Annotated in this window: 18 protein-coding genes; 8 read left to right on the forward strand and 10 right to left on the reverse strand. The window is 38.2% G+C overall.

The genetic code is table 11. The annotated features are described in order from the left end of the window. Positions 1-120: 120 nt before the first annotated feature. Together F612_RS13105 and F612_RS0103465 are read right to left on the reverse strand one after the other, a co-directional pair. Positions 121-285 (reverse strand): DUF1328 domain-containing protein, encoded by a 165-nt coding sequence (locus F612_RS13105; protein WP_019556356.1) that lies wholly within the window; start codon positions 283-285, stop codon positions 121-123. A 488-nt stretch (positions 286-773) separates the two neighbouring features. Continuing rightward, complete coding sequence (locus F612_RS0103465; RefSeq protein WP_157760448.1) at positions 774-1,103, reverse strand: PRC-barrel domain-containing protein; 330 nt, start codon at positions 1,101-1,103, stop codon at positions 774-776. Positions 1,104-1,454: 351 nt separating this feature from the next. Here F612_RS0103465 and F612_RS13110 point away from each other — a divergent pair, with 351 nt between their 5' ends. Then, positions 1,455-1,625, forward strand: coding sequence for a PLDc N-terminal domain-containing protein (locus F612_RS13110; RefSeq protein ID WP_083917282.1), 171 nt, complete (start codon positions 1,455-1,457; stop codon positions 1,623-1,625). 427 nt (positions 1,626-2,052) lie between these two features. Here the strand turns inward: F612_RS13110 and F612_RS0103475 are convergent, their stop codons facing one another. Continuing rightward, positions 2,053-2,757, reverse strand: a complete 705-nt coding sequence (locus F612_RS0103475) for a Crp/Fnr family transcriptional regulator (protein WP_169335983.1) — start codon at positions 2,755-2,757, stop codon at positions 2,053-2,055. 298 nt (positions 2,758-3,055) lie between these two features. Here F612_RS0103475 and F612_RS0103480 point away from each other — a divergent pair, with 298 nt between their 5' ends. After that, entirely contained in the window at positions 3,056-3,256 is a 201-nt protein-coding gene (locus F612_RS0103480) for a CsbD family protein (RefSeq protein WP_019556360.1), read from the forward strand. 67 nt (positions 3,257-3,323) lie between these two features. Next, complete coding sequence (locus F612_RS0103485; RefSeq protein ID WP_019556361.1) at positions 3,324-4,919, forward strand: PRC-barrel domain-containing protein; 1,596 nt, start codon at positions 3,324-3,326, stop codon at positions 4,917-4,919. A 380-nt stretch (positions 4,920-5,299) separates the two neighbouring features. Here the strand turns inward: F612_RS0103485 and F612_RS13375 are convergent, their stop codons facing one another. Then, a complete protein-coding gene (locus tag F612_RS13375; RefSeq protein WP_019556362.1) occupies positions 5,300-5,428 on the reverse strand; it encodes a hypothetical protein in 129 nt (42 codons plus the stop codon). A 572-nt stretch (positions 5,429-6,000) separates the two neighbouring features. Here F612_RS13375 and F612_RS0103495 point away from each other — a divergent pair. The 3 genes from F612_RS0103495 (at position 6,001) to F612_RS0103505 (ending at position 9,153) form a co-directional block, all read left to right on the forward strand. Then, positions 6,001-7,365 carry a mechanosensitive ion channel family protein gene (locus tag F612_RS0103495; RefSeq protein WP_019556363.1) on the forward strand — a complete coding sequence of 455 codons (1,365 nt, stop codon included), beginning with the start codon at positions 6,001-6,003 and terminating at the stop codon, positions 7,363-7,365. 519 nt (positions 7,366-7,884) lie between these two features. Next, a complete protein-coding gene (gene asd / locus F612_RS12125) occupies positions 7,885-8,781 on the forward strand; it encodes an archaetidylserine decarboxylase (protein ID WP_019556364.1) in 897 nt (298 codons plus the stop codon). Positions 8,782-8,814: 33 nt separating this feature from the next. Continuing rightward, positions 8,815-9,153, forward strand: a complete 339-nt coding sequence (locus tag F612_RS0103505; RefSeq protein WP_019556365.1) for a P-II family nitrogen regulator — start codon at positions 8,815-8,817, stop codon at positions 9,151-9,153. Between the two features lie 91 nt (positions 9,154-9,244). On the opposite strand, the gene F612_RS0103510 is transcribed toward F612_RS0103505, so the two are convergent. From F612_RS0103510 to F612_RS0103530, 5 genes are all read right to left on the reverse strand, one after another. Further along, on the reverse strand, positions 9,245-10,015 hold the full coding sequence (locus tag F612_RS0103510) for a hypothetical protein (RefSeq protein WP_019556366.1): 771 nt from the start codon (positions 10,013-10,015) through the stop codon (positions 9,245-9,247). Positions 10,016-10,220: 205 nt separating this feature from the next. After that, positions 10,221-11,654 carry a nitrogen regulation protein NR(I) gene (ntrC, locus tag F612_RS0103515; protein ID WP_019556367.1) on the reverse strand — a complete coding sequence of 478 codons (1,434 nt, stop codon included), beginning with the start codon at positions 11,652-11,654 and terminating at the stop codon, positions 10,221-10,223. Between the two features lie 5 nt (positions 11,655-11,659). Next, the gene (gene glnL / locus F612_RS0103520) at positions 11,660-12,724 is read right to left on the reverse strand and encodes a nitrogen regulation protein NR(II) (protein WP_019556368.1); all 1,065 of its coding nucleotides are present in this window, start codon (positions 12,722-12,724) and stop codon (positions 11,660-11,662) included. Then, positions 12,711-13,388 (reverse strand): metal-dependent transcriptional regulator, encoded by a 678-nt coding sequence (locus tag F612_RS0103525; RefSeq protein ID WP_019556369.1) that lies wholly within the window; start codon positions 13,386-13,388, stop codon positions 12,711-12,713. Before F612_RS0103525 ends, glnL begins: the two co-directional genes overlap by 14 nt. A 37-nt stretch (positions 13,389-13,425) precedes the next feature. Further along, positions 13,426-13,680: a hypothetical protein gene (locus tag F612_RS0103530; protein ID WP_019556370.1), complete on the reverse strand. Its 255-nt coding sequence runs from the start codon at positions 13,678-13,680 to the stop codon at positions 13,426-13,428. A gap of 143 nt (positions 13,681-13,823) precedes the next feature. Between F612_RS0103530 and F612_RS0103535 the strand changes: the two genes are divergently transcribed. After that, positions 13,824-14,597 carry an NAD(P)-binding domain-containing protein gene (locus F612_RS0103535; protein ID WP_019556371.1) on the forward strand — a complete coding sequence of 258 codons (774 nt, stop codon included), beginning with the start codon at positions 13,824-13,826 and terminating at the stop codon, positions 14,595-14,597. 287 nt (positions 14,598-14,884) lie between these two features. Next, positions 14,885-15,337, forward strand: a complete 453-nt coding sequence (locus F612_RS0103540) for a hypothetical protein (RefSeq protein WP_019556372.1) — start codon at positions 14,885-14,887, stop codon at positions 15,335-15,337. 269 nt (positions 15,338-15,606) lie between these two features. Here the strand turns inward: F612_RS0103540 and F612_RS0103545 are convergent, their stop codons facing one another. Continuing rightward, positions 15,607-16,323 (reverse strand): YebC/PmpR family DNA-binding transcriptional regulator, encoded by a 717-nt coding sequence (locus F612_RS0103545; protein WP_019556373.1) that lies wholly within the window; start codon positions 16,321-16,323, stop codon positions 15,607-15,609. Between the last annotated feature and the right edge of the window lie 57 nt (positions 16,324-16,380).

The raw sequence follows: 16,380 nt of genomic DNA on the forward strand, positions 1-16,380 counted from the left end.
TTGACCATTGCTTCAAAAGCCATAATCTGATCTAGGCTCACAGTGAAAGCGACATGAATAGTTAATTATCATGTCGCCAGCATAAACCATACTTATAAATCTTATCGTTTTATAAGTCGTCTATAAAGGAGGTCTTCTTCCTGTTATGAAGAAAATAATGGCTAATATTAAACCAACTACAAATAATATCCACGCGATACTTGTGGCTGTACCTGCTATTCCAGAAAACCCTAATACACCGGCTATTATGGCGATAATTAAAAACGTAACTGCCCAACTAATCATGACGAACTCCTTGGTTATAAATTATTCTGTTAATAAATCATTCAGCCTAAAGTCAATTTTGATTTTTGATATTGCCAGAAGCGCTTTAATATTTTACCGCTACTTTAAATATCACAACCAATGCCTCTAAAGATTAACAAGCCATTTCAAATGCTAAAACGACTATCTCAAGATTTTTCAATTTACTTTTCTCACTAAAGCTATCGATACTTACGATATCAAGAGCATAACAAAGCCAACTAGGGCTCTACCTATCCACCTTTATCGTCCGTCGCCATCTGAGAAATCTCTATCCAAGAATCAAATGCACAATCTGATACCGGATATAGGCTCAATGACTCTGGCTTTTATAGACCCTTTTTCCGATGTCAAGCTATTGCACGCTATGTCATCATGGATGCAACCAAGTTTTTAACTTAATTACCAGTGTGTCTAACTTGGATGATTAATTTTAGTCATACTCAATATCAAATAAATAGAGTCAGTGTCTAAAATCTATAGTAATCAGATATTGACTGCTGCCACGTTAAATCGGCTGTATTCGGCCAATTATCTTTGTCAAATCCAGGTGCATTTTCCAACCTCTCTTTGCTGACATTCATGACAAAACATTTGTCACTGGCATCTAGGGTTAAAGCTTCAATTGGCACTGCAAACAATTTATTGCCCATTCCGAGAAAACCGCCAAACGTTAGGACAGCGTATTTTATATCGCCCCTGTCTGTGTCTATCATGAAATCTTCAATTTTACCTAAGCTTTCGCCTGAGGCATTTTTTATATCATCGCCGATGAGTGTAGTTGCTGATAAAAGCATCATATCTTCCTTTATAAAATAGTAAATAAAAGCCCTAACAATATAGTTAAACCTAAATTAGCAATATAACTAATCATTTCAAATCAATATCCATATCCATATACTTGAAATAAAGGGCTACTTACAGTCACTAAACGACTGGTTAAGTTAAGTATAACTACTAGTTTTTAGGCTTGCTTTAAAGTAAAGCAAAGGAGATATTCTTTTTTCTGTTCTAAAATATTTTCTATTAAATCGTTAGTTTGAGACTAATAATCTAGCTTAACTACCTGATATATAATACATTTAACTATACATATTAAACCTAATGCATTAGAACTTCTGCATTTTATATAAATTTTTTAGGATAAAATCATGTTAACAACAACTTTAGGAATTCTTCATTTAATCATCGCTGTATGGGCCATTCTGAGTATTTTTAAATCGGGGGCATCCACTCTAAGTAAAATAATTTGGGCACTCATTGTGCTTATTTTCCCTATCGTTGGTTTGATTATATGGTTTGTGGCGGGGCCAAAACCTTGATCTAAAAAATCAGTGAACATTAGAATCTGCTCATTCAACAAGTGAACACTCCCCTCTGATTTATCGCAATAAATTCCGATTATGGGGGGGGGTATCACTATAAATAATTCGGCTCGCCAATAAAAAAATTTAGTAACCATTTCCTTAATAACCCTTATCAAGGTGATTTAATGATTATCTAACGTGCACTTTTCACAGATTGACTCAATAAATATAGAGTCATACTGCACTGAGTATTAAGCTGAATAAAACAAGTATAAAAACTTACAGATCCAGAGGTTCCACCCTTAATTTTTTAAATAGAAAACAATCATCCTTCTGTTCAAGTAATAAAACCCTCGATGGTGCCCTTTCACCCCTCCTTGGTTATTATTAGAATGGGTTCAACTTATAGTCATATGACTTTATGAAAAAACTATTGAACATCTTAGTCACAAGGAAACCATGAAGTGTCCATTTTCGTGTAACGATCTTCATAGTCACATAATTTCATCAAGCTCAGTTCGTCCAATAGTTTGATACTGGCATTCGTGCGTTTCACTAACTGCATCCCCACCAAATAGCTAAACGCACGACTAACGGACACGTTTGTTAAACCAATCGAATCACCGATTTCCGTTTGAGTGAGTGGCAAATGAAATTCATTCGTCATACTTGAATTTGTTATTCTCAAACGAAAAATAAGATCAAGAAGAAAATACGCGAGTCTAGCCTGAGCCCCCATACGACTCACGGCCTTTAAGCGATCAGTCGCAACAATTTGCTCACGCACAGAGATACTAAATAAAAGTGCCGACAACTTCGGCGAACACCTGAAAATTTCATCTAAATTCTGTTTGGAAAATGGACACAAAACACCTGCTGTAGTGCTTTTAAGGTCAGCCGGCTGTTCATGATAAATGCCTTCAAATCCGATTATATCACCAGGGTGATGAGTTTTAATTACCATTCGTCGACCGTCATATAAATCGGTATAACTTATAAACCAACCCTCTTTTACGACATATAAATTTTTTGATTCATCCCCAGAATAATGAACTACAGCATCCTCAGCGTAATATCTTTCATTTTTTTCCAGAATAGTCAGTAGTTTCTCCAGTCTATCGTCTATATCTATGTAATTATTAAGCATTATCACAAGACAACTTTTTTTATTTACCATGAGTTTATTCCTAATTATCTGATTTTAATACTGAATTTTTACGATCACGTCCTCTTTAAACAGTTGTATAACGGGTTTAAACAACTGTAATTTGCTACGAAAACGGCCTTATTATACTACGCACTTTTAATTATTATATATTTTTGCTTTAGTTTAAAGCACGTCATTCTGTAGCGTGAGATTATGTCTTCAGTAGATATCGTCATATCTATTGTTTAACGACTGGTTAAATGACCAACCAGACAATTAATAATGCAAGGAGAAAAAAATGAATACTGATATTTTAGAAGGTAAGTGGGATCAACTTAAAGGTAAGGTTCAACAACAGTGGGGCGAGCTAACCAATGATGATGTCGATGTGATTGATGGGAATGTACAAGAATTAGCAGGCAAAGTGCAGGAACGTTATGGCATTGAAAAAGACGAAGCTGAAAAACAGGTTGATGACTGGTGCAACAAGCACAAATAAGTTATTTAATACCCTAAAAAATAGCGCTCTACCCTTATTTATATACTCACTCTTAATGGAGAATACTATGAAAATTAACAAACAGGCAATGGCTGTCACATTTCTTATCGGTAATGCAGCCTTATCTAGCCAGGCATTTGCAGAATCACACTCTGAGATGAAGAGCAATTCATCGAGTGCCATTCATTCTAACACTATGAATTCAAATAAAAATTCTTTTAATTCCTCGGTTGAGTATGGAAAAAATCGAAATGCTCAGAGTCCATATCAGGTTAGAATCAGTGAGGTTCTTGGTGAAACGGTTGAAAAATCAAATGGTGATAACATCGGCGAGATTGATGATATCGTTTATTCAGGTAAAGACCAAAAGCTCATGGCAATTATTTCGGTGGGTGGATTCTTAGGAATTGGTGAAAAGCTTGTGTCAGTGCCTTATAACGAACTGCGAGTGAGTGCAAATGGTGATGATGTTTATCTTGACTCGACTAAAGATGCATTAAAAGCGAAGCCTGAATTTAAATACAATGATGGTGAAATGACAGGTCATGAAAGAAGAATGAACAGAATAAAATCCTCTGCAAACTCCCGTAAAAGCACTTATGCCAATTCAATTGAATATGGAAAAATGCGTGGCGATAAAAGCCTTTATCAAGTTCGTGCGAGTGAGCTTATTGGTGAAACCGTTGAAAAATCAAACGGTGATAACATAGGTGAAATTGATGATTTAGTCTACTCTGCTACGGACCACAAATTGATGGCTATTATTGCGGTTGGTGGATTTTTAGGTATGGGTGAAAAGCTTGTTGCTGTGCCTTACGACGAGCTGCGTGTTAGTGCCGATGGTGATAATGTTTATCTTGATTCGACTAAAGACAAATTAAAGGCTAAGCCTGAGTTTAAATATAATAAAGGCGAAAAAACCGGTATGAAAATGAACAAAGAAAATTCATCCGTTAATTCGAATAGCCTTTATGCCAACTCTGTCGAGTACAATAAAATGCATGGTGCTAAAAGTGCCTATCAGGTACGTGCTAGTGAGCTTATTGGGGAAACTGTAGAGAGACCAAATGGGGATAACATCGGTGAAATTGATGATTTAATCTATTCTGGTAAGGACCAAAAGCTTACAGCCATTATCGCAGTAGGTGGATTTTTAGGAATGGGTGAAAAACTAGTTGCAGTACCTTACAATGAACTGCGTGTCAGTGCGGGTGGCGACAATGTGTATCTCGATTCGACCAAAGACGCGTTAAAAGCTCAGTCTGAATTTAAGTACAATGATGGTGAATTGTCAGGCATGAAAATAAGAGCCGATAGAGAGAAGTCATCCACGAGTTCTCACAAGAGTTCTTATGCTGATTCAGTAGAATATGGAAAAATGCGTGGTGCTAAAAGCCTCTATCAAGTTCGTGCGAGTGAGTTGATTGGAGAGACCGTTGAACAATCAAACGGGGATAATATCGGTGAAGTCGATGATTTAGTCTACTCTGCTACAGATCATAAGCTGATGGCCATTATTTCGGTCGGTGGGTTTTTAGGGATGGGCGATAGACTGGTTGCAGTACCTTACAATGAGCTCCGTGTCAGTGCAAATGGAGACAATGTCTATCTTGATTCGACTAAGGATGCTTTAAAAGCTAAGCCTGAATTTAAATATAATTAAATACAGACCACTGTACAAGCAATGAAAAACTAAATAAATTCAAGAATATTACACTATCTTGAAGCAATACCTATTTAGTTTGTAATCGAAGAGGCCCCATTTGGGGCCTCTTTTTTTATGAAACCTAAAAGCTTTAAAAGCGGTCCTATTTCACTACAGTCTTTACTGTCTTTTTTTGAATAGAATCATTTAAAGGGTATCTTTGCGCAGTTTAAACAGGTATTTTCAATCAAAGTATCTAAACAATTACGTACTTATGGCAAACTCATTTTGAAATCAACACCCTTTAAAATGCTCCGATAGCATAAAGACCTAGAGCAATACGGTGAATTTTCCCAATCTTATCGAAGTAAATCAATTAGAGCGCTTTTCTTCTGTCTTCATACTCGTTTAGCGAAAGCAAAAGTGATCAAAATAATGACTAAAGAGATAAACAATTGAGGCATTATCTCAATGGTACTTCGGGCCATATCTTTCAGTTGCAGAATTAGAATTTTAATGGGTTCCATCTATACTTCCTTTTTCAGGTAAATAATTTTTAAGAAATGCAAAAGACTGCAAGACTTTACTTAGTACTTTTAAGTATAATAAATCTATTGTAAGTAATACTACCGTCTAAGTTCTGAATGAATGGCTTACAAATAAGTGCTTAAGCACTTGCTGACAATATTACTTACGCGTACATTATTGCCAAAATAAAATGATCCATAAAAGCAGAGACAGTTATTGATGCCCTGCTATCTTGATAAGAAACAACACACTAAGCCTTTTACCACTTTAGCACCGTTTATCACCTTAAAAAATCATAGATATTTTTAGATTAGTGGTTTTAGAATGTCTATTTTTTTGCTTAATAGCGATTACATTATATTTATATGTAACGTTTTATGAGATTTCATAATGTGGTTAACATATTAAACAAAATCTATATGTGAACTCGCTAAATAAAATAGTTTAGAGTGAAGAATCCTAAATAATAATCTATGAAACAGTCAATCTATTTATGAAAAAATTTATAACCATCTTTTCAACAACAACTTTATCTGCACCCTCGTCAAGGAACATAGTCTTTTTGTCTGTGATGTTTTTAGTGCTTGCAGTATCGCCATCTGTTTCTCATGCAGATGTTATCAATAATCTACTCGGCGGAACATCAGATAAAATAGAAAATACGCTCCCCGAAAAGGTAATAACAACTGAAAATACGCAACTGAGTGACCTTAAAATTCAGAAACGCTTAAGTGAAATTTTTGCAGAATTAGAGACTTTGAATAAATTAAAAATTGATGTTAATAAAGGAGTCGTCACTCTTAGAGGGAATGTCACATCATCCAATATAGTTAGTAAAGCAATTCGTTTAGCAAAACAAGTTGAAGGGGTTGTTGAGGTTGAAAACGAAATCGTTATTACACGAAGTGTTGAAAAAAGACTTGAATCTACCTGGAACAAAATATTAAAACTGGGTAACCAAATCATCACCTCCTTACCATTATTTATATTGGCCCTGATTGTGTTTTCACTTGCATGGTTTATCGGAGGCTGGATCTCCAACAAACAGGGTTTTTTTAGACACCTTACAAAAAATCCATTTATTGCAAATTTACTGGGGCAAATCACTCATCTGATGTTCATAGTCATAGGCTTGGTGCTAGCACTTTCACTGCTCGATGCAACGGCCCTGATTGGGACGATCATAGGCGCAGCGGGTATTCTTGGACTCGCGATTGGTTTTGCGGTTAGAGATACCGTCGAAAACTATATTGCAAGCATTCTACTCAGCTTACGTAATCCTTTCCAAGTAAATGAATATGTTGATATTGATGGACATTCAGGCAATGTAGCAAGGCTGACCTCACGTGCCACGATTTTAATTTCGGCAGATGGCAACCACATTAGAATCCCAAACTCTCAGGTATTTAAAGCCGTTATAATAAATTACACTCGATTTTCTGAAAGGCGTTTTAGCTTCGATCTTGGTGTTGATGCGGCTCAAAATTTGAGTGATGCACAGCAAGTGGCCATAGAGACATTGAACTTAGTTGAAGGCGTGCTTAATGACCCTAGCCCACTTGCCCTGATCCAAGAGTTGGGGGAATTCAATGTCATTATCCGTGTTTTTGGATGGGTTGATCAAGATCGCTATAGTTTTGCAAAAGTCCGCAGTGAGGCAATTAAAAGATCAAAACAGGCGTTTGATGATATGGGTATTGTAATGCCTGAGCCAATCTATCAAATCAGAATATCAGATGATAATTTGGCTTCTGCAACCTCCGCCATTATGAACAAGCCCCAAACATCAACCAAGAACAAAGCTGTTAAAACGACTACAAGCACGAACCAAGAATTCAGTGATGTCAAACCTGATGAGACTGCAAAGGAACATATACAAGAAGAAACAACAGCTGATAATGAAAACCTCCTGAGTCAACAAGCACCAAATGAATAATCCGAACTATAGTCTCCCCATAGATTAGAGAAGTCCTGTCTAATTCACTTAGAAATTGCCTGTAAATATGACTTGGCACAGTTGAGCAATTTGAATTGCTCTATTTTGGCTTATTTGTCTGAAGACTAAATGAACTACCGGCAAGTAGCTCTGTACTACCTACCTACCTCACTCTACGCACGATGCTACAAAGATACAGACCATGATGCTGGCTGAATGAGTTAGCACGAGCGTTCTTTAAAAAGACCATCTCCCTATTTTTTATAAATGCATTTTATTTAAAGTTGAGCACTCTTAAAAATACTCAAAACTAGTGAGTGAACCCATGACAAACCACAAAATACCTCTTAGCCAAAAATAAAAAGTCTTTGCCATGTCCTTGCAATGAATAAATACCTTATTAATGCATTTTTAAAACCTCAGAGCTTTGCAAAGTGAATTAGATAGCCAGCTTGTAATATTTACTTTAAACTCCCATTTATTAATAATATGTCCCTCACTTTTAAGGAAACCTTTGCAATGACAAAACTCATGGACTTTATCAAGGTCGCCCCTCAGTACTTCATTCCGAAACATCTATTATCATCAATTATGCACTGGTTTATGCAAGTTGAAACGCCATGGATAAAGAATGGAATTATTAAATTACTGACCAAGACTTATGGCATTAATGTCAGCGAAGCTGCGGATGAAAACATTAATAACTACCCACACTTCAATGCTTTTTTTACACGAGCTTTGAAAGACAATGCACGTCCTGTTGATCAACGTGAAAGCTGTTGGGTCAGTCCTGTTGATGGTTTAATCAGCCAATCAACCCACATTGATGGTAATAAAATTATTCAAGCTAAGTGCCAGCATTATACTGTTGAAGCATTGGTAGGCGGAGACATCGAATACGCCAAGACCTTCCGTAATGGTGATGCAGCGGTTATCTACCTTTCTCCGAAAGATTATCACCGCATCCATATGCCTGTCACCGCAAAACTATTATCGATGACTTATGTACCAGGCGACTTATTTGCAGTTAACCCAGCCACTGTACGAAATATTGAAGGGTTATTCGCGAGAAATGAGCGTTTAGTGATCCGCTTTGAAAACGATCATGGGGCTTTCTGCTTGATTATGGTCGGTGCCATTTTTGTCGGTAGCATGGAAACGGTTTGGGAAGGGAAAATCACCCCGGAGTATTCTCCCACGATTCAACACTGGGATTACACAGAACAAAATCTAAGTTTTGAAAAAGCAGAAGAGATTGGTCGTTTTAATATGGGATCGACGGTTGTTTTATTAACTCCCGATAGACAATTGCCACAATTAGGGAAAATAAATATTAACACCCCTATCCAAATGGGACAGCATCTGGCAGACTATCCAATAATAAATAGCCACTCCGAAGCAGATATTTTGGCTTAATCTACATTTAACTACTCGTTTTAAGGAAATTACATGAAATTAATTACAGCGGTTATTAAACCTTTCAAATTGGACGATGTACGTGATGCCTTGCATGAAATTGACATTCACGGCATGACGGTCAGCGAAGTGAAGGGTTACGGTCGTCAAAAAGGCCATACTGAAATGTATCGTGGAGCTGAGTATGTGGTTGATTTTCTGCCTAAACTCAAGCTGGAAATTGCAGTGACGGCAGACTTAGCTGAAGCAGCCATTGAGTCGATTATTAATGCGGCTCAAACGGGTAAAATTGGTGACGGCAAAATATTTGTCACCAATATTGAACAAACCATCCGTATTCGTACTTCAGAAACAGGCCCAGAAGCCATTTAAAACATGGGTTTATAACGTTTATTTTTTTCTTAAATAAAAAACGCCGTTGAAATAAACTATTTTAACGGCGTTTTTATACTCAAATTTCAAACTATAACGTAGAAACCCCTATTACGTTTTTTTGACTTTTGGAAGCACTACTTTCACCCAAAGGCATGACCTCCCATTCCCAATGGATATCCGCTTTAGGCTGCTCAACATCCCACCAGGGATCAAAACGATCCAGCTCTACACCTTGCGAATCTAATTCAATATCTACTCTATCAGCGATAAGACACACCTCGCCACTAAACTGTTTTAGATACCTAAGATGGGCAAAGATGAGTTGTTTACCAACAATATCTGCTTCAGATTCAGATAAATCAAATTCATTCATTAACCATCTAACCGGGATAAGTGGTAATTGGGTGATTAGGTTCAATGAAATAACCAAGTCAATCGAACTATCATCTAACCACATGAATGGCGACTGTACTAAAGTTTGTCCCTGGCAGAGCCACTCCAGTGATTCTGTAACATCATGCTCTATCAACTCAATATTGCTGTAATTGGACGCCATTCGACGCGCGGGTTTTAAAAAAACCAAATCAACTAAGACTACCTTAAAAAACTGCGATGATAAATAACTTAATGGAATGTCATTTAACGAGCCAGCACCAAATATCAATACTGTACGTTTTTGAACGGCTCTTTGAGTCGCTGCAAAAATCGTTTGTTTACACCTTAAATAATGAGCATCCCACTGTCGCTGACATCGTTTAGAACGAGCGCCCATCGCAATCGCTTCTTTCAAAAAACCCATCTGTTTGGCGACTGGCAGTTCCGTTGAACTTGCAACATATTGCCAAAGTTCTTTAATCATATTAAGACGTCCTAATTTGGATCATATTGAATACTATTTGTTAAACCTGAATTGTCCTTAAATCAATACTGAGCAGGCCAAGTCAACTTATCATGAAACTTACCCGAACTATTTAAACTTGTTTAAAGGTGATAAAAACTAACTTTAAACAGTTCTTAATATTGAAGTCATAAATAAGTCTCTAAGTTCGACACTATCACATATTTTAGTCTTCCAAACCTAATGACTGTATCTTACGGGTTAATGTATTACGTCCCCAGCCTAATAAAACAGCGGCTTTTTGTCGGTGGTTTTGGCTTGCTTTCAATGCGGCTTCTATCAGGACTTTTTCGAACATCGCTTCAGCCGTGGTATGCAAACCTTGTTTGCCTGTCATCAAAAAAGCATCTGCCCACTGCTTTAATGGCATTTCCCATTGGTCACCTTCAACATCGGCAGGTGCTAAAGAGATAGGCGACTGTAATTCAAGCGGCAAATCTTCTATAAACACGGTCTTATCCGGAGCCATAATCGTCAGCCAAGTGCAAAGACTCTTAAGTTGTCTGACGTTTCCAGGCCAAAGCAAAGTAGATAAAAATTTCTCAACTTTCGGACTTAATGTTTTCTCTTCCAGGCCTAATGATTTTGCTTCTAGCTCCATATAAAAACGTAACAGTAAAGGTACATCTTCACGGCGCTCACGTAAGGCTGGAACTTTAATGCGAATGACATTTAAGCGATAAAGTAAATCTTCACGGAAGCGCCCTTCTCGGACCAGTTCTTCCATATTTTGATGCGTCGCTGCGACAATACGCACATTGGTCAAAACAGGATTTCTACCTCCCACTCGATAAAAGCTTCCATCATTTAAGACTCTTAAAAGACGGGTCTGTAAATCTACTGGCATATCCCCTATTTCATCTAAAAAAAGAGTGCCGCCATCTGCCTCTTCAAAGCGACCAATACGTCGTGAATGTGCTCCGGTAAAGGAGCCTTTTTCATGACCAAACAGCTCTGATTCCAAAAGTTCTCTTGGAATTGCGGCCGTATTTAAAGCCACAAAGGGGCCATCAGCTCGCGGACTAAGTTCGTGTAATGCTTGCGCTACCAGCTCCTTACCGGTACCCGTTTCACCATTAATTAATACCGTAACATCCAATTGAGAAATGCGCCCTAAAATACGGAAAACCTCCTGCATTGCGGGAGCTGCACCAATGATATTCAAAGGCTGCTTACTTGTTTTAGTGACTCGTTTTGGTTTAGAAACCCCACCTGATAAGCGACGTTTTACAGCACGGGCTATCAAGGAAGTGGCTTCATCTATATCAAAAGGCTTAGGAAGGTATTCAAAGGCTTTACTTTGGAAGGACTTCACTGCGGTATTCAAGTCAGAATGCGCCGTCATAATAATGACCGGAATTTTGGCATCCTTTTCATGAATCGCTTCCATAAATGTTAAGCCGTCCATTCCGGGCATTCTGATATCACTGAGCACGGCCACTGGTGGAAATTCGTCAAAAACAGAGAGCGCGGTGAGGGGTGAGTCAAACACTTTCACAATATACGGCTTATCTTCGAGAGCGGCTTCTAATACCCAGCGAATTGAGGCATCATCATCGACAATCCAGACGATTGGATTTATTTCTTGTAGGTCACTCATGTTCGTTATTCCTTTTGTTTCAATGGTAAATAAACATTGAATACTGTTAGTCCAAGTTGACTCTCAGCGACAATTAAACCGTCATGTTTACGCAAAACATTTTGCGACACTGGTAGACCTAATCCCGTACCCTGTTCTTTACTGGTCACCATTGGGTAGAAGATAGAATCAAATACAGCGTCTGGAATTCCCTCCCCTTCATCCATAATACTAATGACAGCCACTAATGGATACGTTTGCGTGCCAAGCGTAAACTTGTGTTCAACACGGGTTTTAATGGTTAAAAAACCACCGTGTTTTTCCATTGCTTGGAGCGCGTTTTTAATCAAGTTAAGTATGGCTTGAACCATCGCTTCAAAATCCATCAATATTTCTGGAATACTTGGATCATAGTCAAGTTTTATGTAAACATTAGGCGGTTTTTCTCCCTGAATGATCTGCAACACATAACGAATAAGCTCATGAATATTATGCAGTTCTTTTTTTTCACCGCTTTTAGGGCCTAACATACTATCGACAAGATTCGTTAGACGCAAAACCTCTTTAGAGATAATTTCTAGAAAGGCCAAGTCTCGATCACCTGGCTCATGGCGTTTCTGAAGTAGTTGAGTGGCTCCTAAAATACCTGCTAAGGGATTTTTAACCTCATGAGCAAGCGTCTTTATTAGAAGATTTCCTGCCTCGTACTGGTGCCACCGTTCATCTTCCTCGACAATCCGATGATGGCGTTCGGTATTGTATATTTCGAATAGCCAGCCTTTTTTACCTTTGAGTTCACAAGGTGAGACAGTACAACTGACACGGATTTTATACAGATCTGGTAAATCAATTGAATACTCATGTATGGTGACTCTTTTTTCCGCGGCCAACTGAATATCACTGATCAGCCCGGGGAGTAAAGCAGACCATGGTTTACTTTGAACTCGGCTTTGACTCATCTGAAACAACTCACTTGCTGCCACATTAAGGTACTGTATCCTTTCAGCATCATCGATCCAAATAACGGATGTGACGAGCCCATCAAAGATCTCTTCGCAGAATTCGACTGAGCTTTTGTTAACTGTGTTCATTTTCTTCACTCACCATTAATGCCATTGCCAATCGATAATCAATGGCATGTAGTTCAGTATCATTAACCGCTATCAATAAAGGACCGTTTAACGGTGCGCTATTTTTCACTTCGATCCATTTTCCGGTCGTTAAACCAATAGAAGATAAATACCTTAACTCCTCAGGACTGCGATTTTTGATACGTTTAAGTTGAACCGACACACCTAATTCAATTTCATTTAAAGGTGTCCAATTTTGTGGGGTCATAATGCCTTCTACAGAAGGAATGGGTGCTCCGTGTGGGTCATGGGTTGGTTGTCCCAAATCATTCCACATACGGTTGGCTAGCATATTTGAAATTGAATGCTCTAGAACCTCGGCTTCCGCGTCCACTTCATCCCAAGAATACCCTAGACGTTCCACCAAATATTGCTCTAATATTCTGTGTTTACGAATCATATTTAAGGCTATTTTTCGCCCAGAAAACGTTAAGCTCACCCCATAATAAGGTGCATGCTCAATATGACCTTTTTCAGACAATTTCTTCAGCATATTTGAAACAGATGCTTGAGAGATAGATAACCTTTCAGCAATCGCGGAGGTTTGCACACCCTTACCTGATGGCGCGTGATCCTCTAGCTTATAAATAATTTTTAGATAATCTTCTAAGGCTTTCGACACCATAATGTTTTCCTTAAATGTGAATCGAGGATGTAATGATTTAATCAACACCCATCATCATTGCACGTACCACGTCCGCATCTGGAAATGAAAACACATACAAAATCACGAATGTAATCATAAAGAAAATTCGGGTAACCGTTTTAAGTGGAATACGAGGATGACTGATAATAACCAATGCAAGACCCGAAACAATACCACCACTCGCGCCAAGCGTCGCCGCTAGCATGGCTAATAAAGCACCCAATGCCATGACATAATAATGCCAAGTAAACTTTGCTTTTTGTTCATTCATTGCTAAGATTCCTATCATTCAAATTTAATCGCTATTTTACAAGAAAAGGCATCTCTAAAAACGCTATTTTCCATTTTAGGGTTCCATTTTGGTGCATTTTATAATTTTCTGTAACAAAGACATAACTTAAAAAGAGGTTTGCTATGAAAGATCCTATTATTGTCATCGGCTTAGGTGAATTAGGCAGTGTGTTTGCACGTGGCTTTTTACGCTTAGGCCATCCTGTTCAGGGAGTGACACGTCACATGGACAAACAAGCACTGGCGGATCAGATACCCAACCCCGCTGCAGTCTTGATTTCGGTGGGTGAAGCGGATATCAGTGACGTACTGACCACGTTGCCCAAACAATGGACAAACCAAACGATCCTCATTCAAAATGAGCTATTGCCTCGTGATTGGGTCGCCGCGAATATCTCAAATCCGACGGTAGTTTCTGTCTGGTTTGAAAAGAAAAAAGGCATAGATAGTAAAGTCGTTCTACCTTCTCCGGTGTATGGTCCAAATGCCAAGTTAGTATTTGAAGCGTTGGCACAACTTGATTTACCAAGTTTTATTCTCGATTCAAAAGAAGAACTCAATTATGAATTAGTGCGTAAGAACCTATATATTCTTACGACTAATATAGCCGGTCTAGAGGTCGGTGGGAATGTTGAAGCCTTAACCAAACAACATCACGAGTTCATGACAGCGGTGGCCAATGATGTGCTTGATATTCAAGATTGGCTAACTGGCCAAAGCAATGATCGAAGCCGTTTAATGGAAGGTTTACTTGAAGCGATTAGGGGTGATTTAGAACATGGCTGCATGGGACGCTCTGCATCGGCACGATTAAAGCGCGCCATGAGGTTTGCCCGTCAGGCTGAACTTGAGGTCAAAACACTCAACTTAATAGCTCGCAAACACCTTAAAACATAACTCCTTGAAGACGTTATAAAACCACCAGGCCTGGTGGTTTTACTAGATCTCTATGATGCCTAAGTCTTTGACATACCTTTCCTACTCAGCCTCATATGACATATTTATTGATTATTGTTTATCAGCAACACCGAATTAACGAACCATTATAGCCAACCGAATCATTTTATAAATACCTCTATAAAATGCATTTTATATACGTATACTCTCTCCACAGATTCTGTCTTCTAGAATGTTACTAACTCGTCAGCATTTGCTGTCAACAATATAATTTATGAAGGGCTTGTATGACTAAAAGTTTTAACCGTTTTTCTCCGAAATTGATGTTTGCAAAAATGTTTTCTTTTATCTTCTTTGCACTTTCTGCATCGATTATATTTTTACTGATCAAAACAGTCGTTATGGGCATTGTAAATAACACCGACATCATGCAAATATTTTTAAACAGTATTAATACCGGCATTATTGCTCTAGCGGTTTTCGAACTCGCTTTGGTTATAAATAAAGAATACGGTACTGAAAAAGAAGAGCATGATGCCATTAGCAGTTTAAGACAAACATTACCGCGATTCATTGGTACAGTTTGCGTGGCTTTGTCACTTGAAGGACTGATTATGGTTATTAAGTATAGCCAGTTAGATATGGCCGGAAATTTATATTATCCAGTAGCCATTATTACCAGCACCGCTTTATTGTTAACAGCATTAGGTCTTTTTATACATTTAACGCGTGAGAGATAAAACAGATAATGGTTCACTTGATCGCTGCATCCAAATTGAATCCGATGCTTAGAAGTGATCGCTTTGACAAGTAGATCGGGATGAAGGCAGTCAATGTCAGTACGTAAACTGTATTCATTTAATTCTGCTTTCATTAAAAAATGTTCTAAAAAGTACTCGTTACACCTTTCAAGAAGCTTGCGTATAACACGGATAAAAGGGAATAAAAAACCGCCTACTTCTTTCCCAGAAGTAAGCCGTTGTTTTGAAAGAACCTTAAAAAGTTGTCTTTAAAATTCTGCATCGTAATAGAACTTTTGGACATCATCCAAATCATCCAATAAATCGAAGAACTTGTTTAATTGTTCCAAATTCTCTCCGCTCACCGGGTTGAGAATTTTAGGTAGAAATTGAATTTCATCAATTTCAAAGTCAAGTTCACCGAAGGCATCAATCAATGCATTTTTTGCTTTAGCGTATTCAGTATTAGGCGCATATACTGTAATAAAACCCTCTTCAGACTCAATATCAGTCACATCTACGTCGGCCATCATTAAGGCTTCTAAAGCGGCTTCTTCATCCTCTCCTTGAAAGGAGAGCACAGCTGAATGATCAAACATATGGCTCACGCTACCTTGGGTACCGATTTTACAATCAACCTTAGTAAAGCAGTGACGAACATCGCCAAAGGTGCGATTAGGGTTATCGGTTAAGCAGTCGATAATCATCATGGTATTTCCTGGACCATACCCTTCATAACGTGCCAAGGCAAAATCTTCACCACCACCACCTTGCGCTTTGGCAACTGCTTTTTCAATAACATGTGTTGGTACTTGGCTCTTTTTAGCGCGCTCAATCAAACCACGTAATGCTAAGTTACCATCGGTATCTGCACCTCCGGTTTTAGCACAGACATAGATTTCGCGACCAAATTTACCGTAAACTTTTGTCTTCGCATCTGCCGTCTTAGCCATAGATGCTTTACGGTTCTGATAAGCTCTTCCCATTACGTTATTGCTCCTTTAATTTTTAACCCCAAATTTTACACGATTACACACTTGTTT

The sequence above is a fragment of the Thiomicrorhabdus arctica DSM 13458 genome (genome assembly GCF_000381085.1).
GTDB lineage: Bacteria > Pseudomonadota > Gammaproteobacteria > Thiomicrospirales > Thiomicrospiraceae > Thiomicrorhabdus > Thiomicrorhabdus arctica.

Coding starts and splice junctions, on each gene's coding strand:
- F612_RS13105 (WP_019556356.1), bottom strand. CDS start 285: ATGATTAGTTGGGCAGTTACGTTTTTAATTATCGCCATAATAGCCGGT.
- F612_RS0103465 (WP_157760448.1), bottom strand. CDS start 1,103: ATGATGCTTTTATCAGCAACTACACTCATCGGCGATGATATAAAAAAT.
- F612_RS13110 (WP_083917282.1), top strand. CDS start 1,455: ATGTTAACAACAACTTTAGGAATTCTTCATTTAATCATCGCTGTATGG.
- F612_RS0103475 (WP_169335983.1), bottom strand. CDS start 2,757: ATGCTTAATAATTACATAGATATAGACGATAGACTGGAGAAACTACTG.
- F612_RS0103480 (WP_019556360.1), top strand. CDS start 3,056: ATGAATACTGATATTTTAGAAGGTAAGTGGGATCAACTTAAAGGTAAG.
- F612_RS0103485 (WP_019556361.1), top strand. CDS start 3,324: ATGAAAATTAACAAACAGGCAATGGCTGTCACATTTCTTATCGGTAAT.
- F612_RS13375 (WP_019556362.1), bottom strand. CDS start 5,428: ATGGAACCCATTAAAATTCTAATTCTGCAACTGAAAGATATGGCCCGA.
- F612_RS0103495 (WP_019556363.1), top strand. CDS start 6,001: ATGTTTTTAGTGCTTGCAGTATCGCCATCTGTTTCTCATGCAGATGTT.
- asd (WP_019556364.1), top strand. CDS start 7,885: ATGACAAAACTCATGGACTTTATCAAGGTCGCCCCTCAGTACTTCATT.
- F612_RS0103505 (WP_019556365.1), top strand. CDS start 8,815: ATGAAATTAATTACAGCGGTTATTAAACCTTTCAAATTGGACGATGTA.
- F612_RS0103510 (WP_019556366.1), bottom strand. CDS start 10,015: ATGATTAAAGAACTTTGGCAATATGTTGCAAGTTCAACGGAACTGCCA.
- ntrC (WP_019556367.1), bottom strand. CDS start 11,654: ATGAGTGACCTACAAGAAATAAATCCAATCGTCTGGATTGTCGATGAT.
- glnL (WP_019556368.1), bottom strand. CDS start 12,724: ATGAACACAGTTAACAAAAGCTCAGTCGAATTCTGCGAAGAGATCTTT.
- F612_RS0103525 (WP_019556369.1), bottom strand. CDS start 13,388: ATGGTGTCGAAAGCCTTAGAAGATTATCTAAAAATTATTTATAAGCTA.
- F612_RS0103530 (WP_019556370.1), bottom strand. CDS start 13,680: ATGAATGAACAAAAAGCAAAGTTTACTTGGCATTATTATGTCATGGCA.
- F612_RS0103535 (WP_019556371.1), top strand. CDS start 13,824: ATGAAAGATCCTATTATTGTCATCGGCTTAGGTGAATTAGGCAGTGTG.
- F612_RS0103540 (WP_019556372.1), top strand. CDS start 14,885: ATGACTAAAAGTTTTAACCGTTTTTCTCCGAAATTGATGTTTGCAAAA.
- F612_RS0103545 (WP_019556373.1), bottom strand. CDS start 16,323: ATGGGAAGAGCTTATCAGAACCGTAAAGCATCTATGGCTAAGACGGCA.